Here is a 10093-nt window from a genome sequence, read left to right as displayed (position 1 = left end):
TGACAACCCGGTGAACAACGAAGACAAACTCCGCGATTATCTGAAGCGAGCCACCACCGACCTCCGCACCGCCCGTCGCCGCATCGCGGAGATGGAGCAGCGCGACCAGGAGCCCATCGCGATCGTCGGCATGGCCTGCCGCTACCCGGGCGGCGTGCGCTCGCCCGAGGACATGTGGCACCTGATCACCGACGTCGCCGAGCCGGGCGACCGGGCCGTACGGGGCGGCGACGGGGCCGTACGGAGCGAGGACGGGGCCACGGGGGGCGACGCGGGCGCGACGGCGATCACGCCGTTCCCCGAGGACCGGGGTTGGGACACCGACGCCCTGTACGACCCGGAGCTGTCCACGCCGGGCACCAGCTACGTGCGCGAGGGCGGGTTCCTGCACGACGCGGCCGAGTTCGACGCGGAGTTCTTCGGCATCTCACCGCGCGAGGCCCTTGCCATGGACCCGCAGCAGCGGTTGCTCCTGGAGACGTCCTGGGAGGTGCTGGAGCGGGCCGGGATCGACCCGTCGTCGGTGGCGGGCAGCGACGGCGGCGTCTTCATGGGCGCCGGCCACCCCGGGTACGGCGTCTTCGGCCGCACCGCGCCGGAGATCATCGAGGGCTACGGGATGACCGGCAAGGCCGCGAGCGTCATCTCGGGCCGGGTCTCGTACACCCTCGGCCTTGAGGGCCCGGCCGTCACCGTGGACACCGCGTGTTCCTCGTCGCTGGTGGCCCTGCACCTGGCCGTGCAGGCGCTGCGCAAGGGCGAGTGCTCGTTCGCCCTCGCGGGCGGCGTGACGGTGATGCCCACGCCGGAGCTGTTCGTCGAGTTCAGCCGGCAGCGCGGCCTGGCGGCCGACGGTCGGTGCAAGTCGTTCGCCGCTGCGGCCGACGGCACCGGGTGGTCCGAGGGCGTGGGCGTGCTGCTCGTGGAGCGGCTGTCCGACGCGCGCAGGAACGGTCACCAGGTGCTGGCGGTGGTACGGGGCTCGGCCGTGAACCAGGACGGGGCCAGCAACGGCCTCACCGCGCCCAACGGGCCCTCGCAGGAGCGCGTCATCCGGCAGGCGTTGGCCGACGCGCGGCTCGGCGTCGGTGACGTGGACGCCGTGGAGGCGCACGGCACCGGCACCCGGCTCGGCGACCCCATCGAGGCGCACGCCCTGCTCGCCACGTACGGGCAGCGCGCGCCCGGCGCCGACCCGCTCCGACTCGGCTCCCTCAAGTCCAACATCGGGCACACCCAGGCCGCGGCCGGCGTCGGCGGCGTCATCAAGATGGTGCTGGCCATGCGGCACGCGCTGCTGCCGAAGACGCTGCACGTGGACGCGCCGACGCCGCACGTGGACTGGACGTCGGGCGCCGTCGAACTCCTCACCGAGGCCCGCGACTGGCCCCGGTCCGATGCCCCGCGCCGGGCCGCCGTCTCCTCGTTCGGCGTCAGCGGCACCAACGCCCACGTCATCCTCGAGGAGCCGCCGTCGTCCGGTGCCCCGGCAGAGGCCGGCGCCACCACCCCGGACGCCGCCGAAGCGACCACCCCGGGCCGGACCACCACGCCCGCCACCACGCCGGCCACCGGGCCCGTACCGTGGCCCGTCTCCGGCAAGAACCCGGTCGCGCTCCGCGCGCAGGCGGGCCGGCTCCGCGCCTACCTCACCGACCGCCCCGAGGTCGACGCCCGCGACGTCGCCCTCTCCCTGGCGACCACGCGCGCCGACCTGGAACACCGCGCCGTGGTGGTCGCGGACGACCGCGCCGCGCTCCTCGACGGCCTCACCGCCCTCGCCCAGGGCCGCCCCGCCCCCCACGTCACCACCGGCGAAACCACCGGCGGCGCCCGCAACCAGGTCTTCGTCTTCCCGGGGCAGGGGGCGCAGTGGGTGGGGATGGCGCGGGAGTTGATGGCCTCGGCCCCGGTGTTCGCGGAGTCGATGGCACGGTGTGGTGAGGCCCTTGCGCCGTTCATCGACTGGGACTTCGCGGCTGAGGTGGATGGTTCGCTGGAGCGGGTGGATGTGGTGCAGCCCGTCTCGTGGGCGGTGATGGTCTCCCTCGCTGAGCTGTGGCGCTCGTACGGGGTGGAGCCGGCAGCGGTGGTGGGTCACTCGCAGGGTGAGATCGCTGCGGCGGTGGTCGCCGGTGCGTTGTCGCTGGAGGACGGGGCGCGGGTCGTCGCGCTCCGTTCCAAGGTGATCGGCGAGCGGCTTGCGGGCAAGGGCGGGATGGTCTCGCTGGGCTTGTCCCGCTCCGAGGCGGAGGAGCGGATCGCCCCGTACGGTGCGCGCATCGCGGTCGCGGCGGTGAACGGTGCGGCTTCTACGGTCGTCGCCGGCGAGCCCGCCGCGCTGGACGAGCTGATCGCCGGCTGCGAGGCCGATGAGGTGCGGGCCAAGCGCATCCCCGTGGACTACGCCTCGCATACCCCGCAGGTCGAGTCGATCCGGGACGAGTTGCTGCGGGTGCTGGACGGCGTGGCGCCGCGCTCGGCCGAGGTGCCGTTCTACTCCACGGTGGAGGCCGAACCCGTGGACACGGCGGGGCTCGACGCCGCGTACTGGGTGCGGAACCTGCGCCAGGAGGTGCGGTTCGGGTCGGCTGTGGAGCGGTTGATCGCGGATGGCTTCGGGGTGTTCGTGGAGTGTGCGGCGCATCCGGTGTTGTCGATGAGCGTTCAGGAGACGGCGGGTGCGGACGCGTCGGTGACCACCGTGGGGTCGTTGCGGCGTGATGACGGTGGGCTGGAGCGGTACGTGGCCTCGCTGGCCGAGGCGCACGTGGCGGGCGTACGGGTGGACTGGACGCCGCTGCTGGCCGGGGCCCGCGCCGTCGAGCTGCCGACGTACGCCTTCCAGCGTGAGCGGTACTGGCTCGACGCGACCGACGCCGAGGCCACGGCGAACGCGGCGGCGCTGCCCCGGGACGAGGTGGAGGAGCGGTTCTGGGCGGCCGTCGAGCGTGAGGACCTGGAGGAGTTGGCGGCGACGCTGGGCGTCGAGAGCGGGCCCGACGGGCTCGGTTCGGTACTGCCGGCCCTCGCCACCTGGCGGCGGCAGCGCCGCGAGCGCTCCGTCATCGACTCCTGGCGCTACCGCGTCACCTGGCAGCCCCTCGCCACTCCGGACGCGCCCGTCCTGTCCGGCACCTGGCTGCTGGTGCTCCCGGCCGCCGGCACCGGCGACGCGCCGGCCGAGCCCGCGCCGGGAGCAGCCGACGCGGCGTACGCCTGGCCCGAGGGGTCGCGCGGCGGCTGGGCCACCGGCGCCGCGCACGCCCTGGAGCGGGCCGGGGCGCGCGCCGTCACGCTGACCGTTGACCCGGCGACCACCGACCGCGCCGCGCTCGCCGACGCCCTCCGGGCCGCCTGCGCGGACGTCACCGACCTGGCCGGAGTCCTCGCGCTGACCGCCGTGGACGAGCGCCCGCTGCCCGGCCACACCGCCCTCACCCGAGGCCACGCCGCCACCCTGCGCCTCGTACAGGCCCTCGGCGACGGCGGGTTCGACGCGCCCCTGTGGTGCGCCACCGAGTCCGCGATGGCCACCGACGAGCGGGAGCGTGTACGGGGCGCGGCCCAGGCTCAGGTCTGGGGCCTCGGTCGGGTGGTCGCCCTGGAGCAGTCCCGTACCTGGGGCGGCCTCGTCGACCTGCCCGCCGCCGTGGACGAGCGCGCCCAGACCGCGCTGGCCGCCTGCCTGACCGGCATCGACGGCGAGGACCAACTGGCCGTCCGCCCGGGCGGCGTGCGGGCGCGCCGACTCGTACGCGCCGCCGCGTCTGCCCCGGAGCGCACCGAGGCGGGCTGGGCCCCGCGCGGCACCACCCTCGTGACCGGCGGCACCGGCGCGCTCGGCGCGCACGTCGCCCGCTGGCTCGCCCGCAACGGGGCCGAGCACCTGCTCCTCGTCAGCCGACGGGGCGCCGACGCGCCCGGCGCCGCCGAACTGGAGCGCGAGCTGACCGGGCTCGGCGCCCGCGTCACCCTCGCGGCCTGCGACATCGCCGAGCGGGACGAACTGGCCGCGCTGCTGGCCCACGTGCCCGCCGAGCACCCGCTGACCTCCGTCGTACACACCGCCGCCGTCCTGGACGACGGCATGGTCGACGGGCTCACCGACGCGCGCGTGGAGCGCGTACTGCGGGTCAAGGCGCGCGGCGCGGAGAACCTGCACGAGCTGACCCGCGACCTCGACCTGTCGGCGTTCGTCCTCTTCTCGTCCTTCACCGCCGTCCTCGGCACCCCCGGCCTGGGCAACTACGCCCCGGGCAACGCCCACCTGGACGCGCTCGCCGAGGTGCGCCGCGCCCAGGGCCTGCCCGCGACCGCCGTCGCCTGGGGCACCTGGGCCGGCTCCGGCATGGCCGAGGGCGAGGTGGGGGAGCGGGCGCGCCGGCACGGCGTGTTCGCCATGGACCCGGAGGCGGCCACCACCGCGCTCCAGGGGGCCCTGGACGGTGGCGAGACCAACGCCGTCGTCATCGACATGCGCTGGGACCGGTTCGCCGTCGTCTTCACCACGGAGCGGCCCAGCCGCCTCCTGGAGGGCGTGCCGGAGGCTCGCGCCGCGCTCGCCGCCCTCGCGTCGGCGGCCACCGCCCCGGCGGCCGAGGCCGACGGGGCGCCCGGCGGGCTCGCCGCCCGCGTCGCCGCCCTGCCCCGGGCCGACGCCGAGCGTGAGCTGACCGACCTGGTCCGGGCCGACGCCGCCGCCGTACTCGGCCACGGCACGCCCGCCGCCGTCGAACCCGGCCGCGCCTTCCGGCAGATCGGCTTCGACTCGCTGACCGCCGTCGAATTGCGCAACCGCCTGATCACCCGCACCGGCCTCAAGCTGCCCGCCACGCTGGTCTTCGACTACCCGAACCCGGCCGCGCTCGCCGCGCACCTCGCCGCCGAACTCGCCGGCGAGCAGGCCCCCGGCGCGCTCCCGGCCCCCGGCGCCCGCGCCGGCTCCGGCACCGGCGGCACCGATGACGATCCGATCGCCATCGTCGGCATGGCCTGCCGCTTCCCCGGCGGCATCAGCTCGCCCGACGACCTGTGGGACCTGGTCGCCGCCGGCGGCGACGCCATCTCGCCGCTGCCCGGCGGGCGCGGCTGGGACGTGGAGGGCCTGTACGACCCGAACCCGGAGGCACCCGGCAGGACGTACGTGCGCGAGGGCGGGTTCCTGCACGAAGCCGCCGAGTTCGACGCGGAGTTCTTCGGCATCTCGCCCCGCGAGGCGCTGGCCATGGACCCGCAGCAGCGGCTGCTCCTGGAGACCTCCTGGGAGGCGCTGGAGCGCGCGGGCATCGACCCCGACACCCTGCGCGGCACCCACACCGGGGTGTTCACCGGCCTGACCCACTACGCGTACGGCGACGGAGCGGGCGACGGCGCCGAGGGCTACCGGATGACCGGCAACACCGCCAGCGTCGCCTCCGGTCGCATCGCCTACACGCTCGGCCTCGAAGGCCCCGCCGTCACCCTGGACACGGCCTGCTCGTCGTCCCTGGTGGCGCTGCACCTGGCCGCGCAGGCGCTGCGCAACGGCGAGTGCGCTCTCGCGCTCGCCGGCGGTGTCACGGTCATGTCGACGCCCGCGGCGTTCACCGAGTTCAGCCGGCAGCGCGGGCTGTCGGCCGACGGCCGCTGCCGGGCGTTCGCCGCCGACGCGGACGGCTTCGGGCTCGCCGAGGGCGTGGGCGTGCTCCTCGTCGAGCGGCTCTCGGACGCCCGCCGCAACGGCCACCGGGTACTCGCGGTCGTCCGTGGCTCGGCCATCAACCAGGACGGCGCCAGCAACGGCCTCACCGCCCCCAACGGCCCCTCGCAACAGCGCGTCATCCGCCAGGCGTTGGCCAACGCGGGCCTGGACGCCCACGAGGTCGACGCGGTGGAGGCACACGGCACCGGCACCACGCTCGGCGACCCGATCGAGGCCCAGGCCCTGCTCGCGACGTACGGGCGTGGCCGGGACGCGGACCAGCCGCTGTGGCTCGGCTCGGTGAAGTCCAACATCGGGCACGCGCAGGCCGCCGCCGGAGCGGCCGGAGTGATCAAGATGGTGCAGGCGCTACGGCACGGGCTGCTGCCCAAGACGCTGCACGTCGCGCAGGCGACGCCCGAGGTGGACTGGTCCACCGGCGCCGTCGCCCTGCTCACCGACCACACCGACTGGCCGGCCACCGACCGCCCGCGCCGCGCCGCCGTCTCCTCCTTCGGCCTGAGCGGCACCAACGCCCACGTCGTACTGGAGCAGGCCCCGGACGCGCCCGCCGCGCCCGCCCCGGCGCTGGCGCCGGCGCCCGAGGGGACGCCGCTGCCCTGGTTGCTGTCCGCCAAGAGCCCCGCAGCCCTGCGCGGCCAGGCCGAGCGCCTCCACGAGGCGCTGGCGGCCCGCCCCGACCTGGCCGCCGCCGACGTGGCCCACTCGCTCGCCACGGAGCGGGCCCACTTCGCGCACCGCGCCGCCGTCATCGGCACCGACCGGGCCACCCTCACCGCCGCCCTGACCGCCCTCGCCCACCAGCAGCCCGCCCCCTACCTCGTACAGGGCCAGGCCACCGCCCACGGCAAGACCACCTTCGTCTTCCCGGGGCAGGGCGCGCAGTGGGTAGGTATGGCGCGGAAGTTGATGGCCTCGGCTCCGGTGTTCGCGGAGTCGATGGCGCGGTGCGGTGAGGCGTTGGCCCCGTTCGTTGACTGGGACTTCGCGGCTGAGGTGGATGGTTCGCTGGAGCGGGTGGATGTGGTGCAGCCCGTCTCGTGGGCGGTGATGGTCTCGCTGGCGGAGTTGTGGCGTTCGTACGGGGTGGAGCCGGCCGCTGTGGTGGGTCACTCGCAGGGTGAGATCGCTGCGGCCGTGGTGGCCGGGGCGCTGTCGTACGAGGACGGCGCGCGCGTGGTGGCGCTCCGTTCCAAGGTGATCGGCGAGCGTCTTGCCGGCAAGGGCGGGATGGTTTCGCTGGGGTTGCCGCGTGCGGAGGCGGAGGAGCGGATCGCCTCGTACGGTGCGCGGATCGCGGTCGCGGCGGTGAACGGTGCGGCTTCTACGGTCGTCGCCGGTGAGCCCGCCGCCCTCGATGAGCTGATCGCTGGCTGTGAGGCGGACGAGGTGCGGGCCAAGCGCATCCCCGTGGACTATGCCTCGCACACCCCGCAGGTCGAGTCGATCCGGGACGAGTTGCTGCGGGTGCTGGACGGCGTGGCACCGCGTACCGCCGAGATCCCGCTGTACTCGACGGTGGAGGCGGAGCCGGTGGACACGGCGGGGTTGGACGCCGCGTACTGGGTGCGGAACCTGCGGCAGGAGGTGCGGTTCGGGCCGGCTGTGGAGCGGTTGATCGCGGATGGTTTCGGGGTGTTCGTGGAGTGCGCGGCGCATCCGGTGTTGTCGATGAGCGTTCAGGAGACGGCGGGTGCGGACGCGGCGGTGACCACCGTGGGCTCGCTGCGGCGTGATGACGGTGGGCTGGAGCGGTACGTGGCCTCGCTGGCCGAGGCGCACGTGGCGGGCGTACGGGTGGACTGGACGCCGTTGCTGGCCGGGGCGCGGTCGGTGGAGTTGCCGACGTACGCCTTCCAGCGTCGTCACTACTGGCTGGAGAGCCAGGTCGCGGACGGGGCGGCGACCGGTGCGCCGCAGGACGCGGTGGAGGAGCGGTTCTGGGCGGCCGTCGAGCGCGAGGACCTGGTGGAGCTGACGGCGACGCTGGGCGCGGACGGGGGCCAGGAGGAGTTGGGCGCGGTGTTGCCCGCGCTGTCGGCGTGGCGGCGGCAGCGCCGTGAGCGCTCCGTCATCGACTCCTGGCGCTACCGGGCCGCCTGGCGGCAGCAGACCGAACTGGCGAAGCTCCCGGCCACGCTGGCGGGCACCTGGCTCGTGGTGTTGCCCGCCCCGTACGCCGCCGACCCGCTGGCGGCCGGGGTGCTGCGCGCCATGGGCGAGCGGGGGGCGGAGCCGCTGCGGCTGGTGGTGGACGCCGCCGACGCGCAGCGCGAGAAGCTCGCCGCGCGGATCGCCGAGGCCGCCGGGGACGCCGCCGAACTGGCCGGCGTGGTCTCCCTGTGGGCGCTGGACGAGGCCCCGCACCCGGAGCACGCGGGCACCTCGGCGGGCGCCGTCGGCACGCTCGCCCTGCTCCAGGCACTGGGCGACCTGACCACGGGGTGCGGCGCCACCCACGGAGCCAGCGACGGAGCGACCGACGGCGCCCCCGACGGGGCGGTTGACGGTGCCGGCGGCGGCGCGGCGGACGGGGCCGGCCGGGCCGGTGGGCTCGGGGCCGGCGCGCGGCTGTGGTGCGTGACCCGGGGCGCGGTCGCCGCGACCGCGACCGACCGCTCCGTGAGCGCGCTCCAGGCACAGGTGTGGGGCCTCGGCCGGGTCGCCGCGCTGGAGCAGCCCCGACTGTGGGGCGGACTCGTCGACCTGCCCGCGGCGGCCGACGACGCGACAGCGACGGGCCACACGGCGGCCGACGGCGCGACGGCTGACGGTACGGCGGCCGGGGACGCGGCGGTGGACGAGAAGACGCTGCGGCTGCTGTGCGCGGTGCTGGCCGGCGACGGTGCCGGCGAGGACCAGCTCGCGCTGCGCGCCGCCGGCCCGCTCGCGCGCCGCATGGTGCGTGCGCCGCTGGCCGACCGGAGCGCCCCGCGCGCCTGGCAGCCGCGCGGCACCGTGCTCGTCACCGGCGGCACCGGTGGCATCGGTGGCCACCTGGCGCGCTGGCTGGCCGACCGTGGCGCCGAGCACCTGGTGCTGACCAGCCGCAAGGGCCGGGACGCGGTGGGCGCCGCCGAGTTGGAGGCCGACCTGCGGGGGCGCGGCGCGCGGGTGACCATCGCCGCTTGTGACGTGTCCGACCGGGACGCGCTGGCCGCCCTCGTGGACGGGCTGGCGCGCGACGGCAGTCCCGTACGCGCCGTCGTACACATCGCGGCCCACATCGAGCTGGGCACCATCGCGGAGACGACCGCCGAGCGGTACGCGGAGGTGTGCCGGGCCAAGACGCTCGGCGCCGACCACCTGGACGCCCTGTTCGCCACGGACACGCTGGACGCGTTCGTGCTGTTCTCCTCGATCGCCGGGTTCTGGGGCAGCGGCGAGCACGGCGCGTACGCGGCGGCCAACGCCCACCTCGACGCGCTCGCCGAGGACCGCAGGGCGCGCGGCCTGCCCGGCACGGCCGTCTCCTGGGGCATCTGGGACGCGGCCAACGACTGGGACGAGCGCAACACGGAGCTGCGCACCCTGAAGAACGAACGCTCCAGCCGGCACGGCCTGCCGCTGCTCGACAAGGACCTGGCGTTCACCGCGTTGCGACAGGTGCTCGACCACGACGAGACGTTCGTGGCCGTCGCCGACGTGGAGTGGGACCGGTTCGTGCCGCTGTTCACCATGGCCAGGCCCAGCCGCCTCATCGACGAGGTGCCCGAGGCGCGCCGGGTGCTGGCCGCCGCCGAGTCGGCGGACGGCGCGGACGGCGCGGCCGACGCCGACGCGACGCCGCTGCTCGCCGGCCTCGCCGGCAGGAGCCGTGGCGAACAGGACCACGCGCTCCAGGAGTTGGTGCGTACTCAGGCCGCGGCCGTGCTCGGGCACGCGGACGGCGGTGCGGCCATCGATGCCCACCGCGCCTTCCGCGAGCTGGGCTTCGACTCGCTCACCGCCGTCGAACTGCGCAACCGGCTCGGCGCGGCCACCGGGTTGAAGCTGCCCGCCACGCTCGTCTTCGACTTCCCCACGCCGCTCGCGTTGGCCCGCAGGCTGCGCGCCGAGCTGCTGCCGGAGGCCGCGGACGGCGACGGGGCCGCGCGCCCCGTCCTCGGCGAGCTGGACCGGCTTGAGGAGACCCTGACCGGTCTCGCCGCCGACGGCGCCACCCACGACACGATCGCCAAGCGGCTCCAGGACCTGCTGTGGAAGTGGACCGAGGCCGCGCCCGGCGCCACCGCGCGGCCGGCACCGGCGGCCGTCCCCGACCACGAGGCCACGCACGTCGCATCGGCCACCGCCGACGAGATGTTCGCCCTGATCGACCGGGAGCTCGGTACGACCTGATTCCGAAACGCCGGATTCCGGAACGCCCCCCACCGTCAGGCCCGACAT

1 protein-coding gene is annotated in these 10093 nt (G+C 75.7%); it reads left to right on the top strand.

The genetic code is table 11. The features are described from left to right. Positions 1-10 precede the first annotated feature (10 nt). Positions 11-10045: a type I polyketide synthase gene (locus AC3CHW_RS09475; protein ID WP_488470156.1), complete on the top strand. Its 10035-nt coding sequence runs from the start codon at positions 11-13 to the stop codon at positions 10043-10045. Positions 10046-10093 lie beyond the last annotated feature (48 nt).

This window comes from Streptomyces sp. MGP-BFMKR1, from assembly GCF_057766585.1.
The sequence above is the reverse complement of the archived record's forward strand: the minus strand, read 5'-3'. Positions and strand labels throughout refer to the sequence as shown.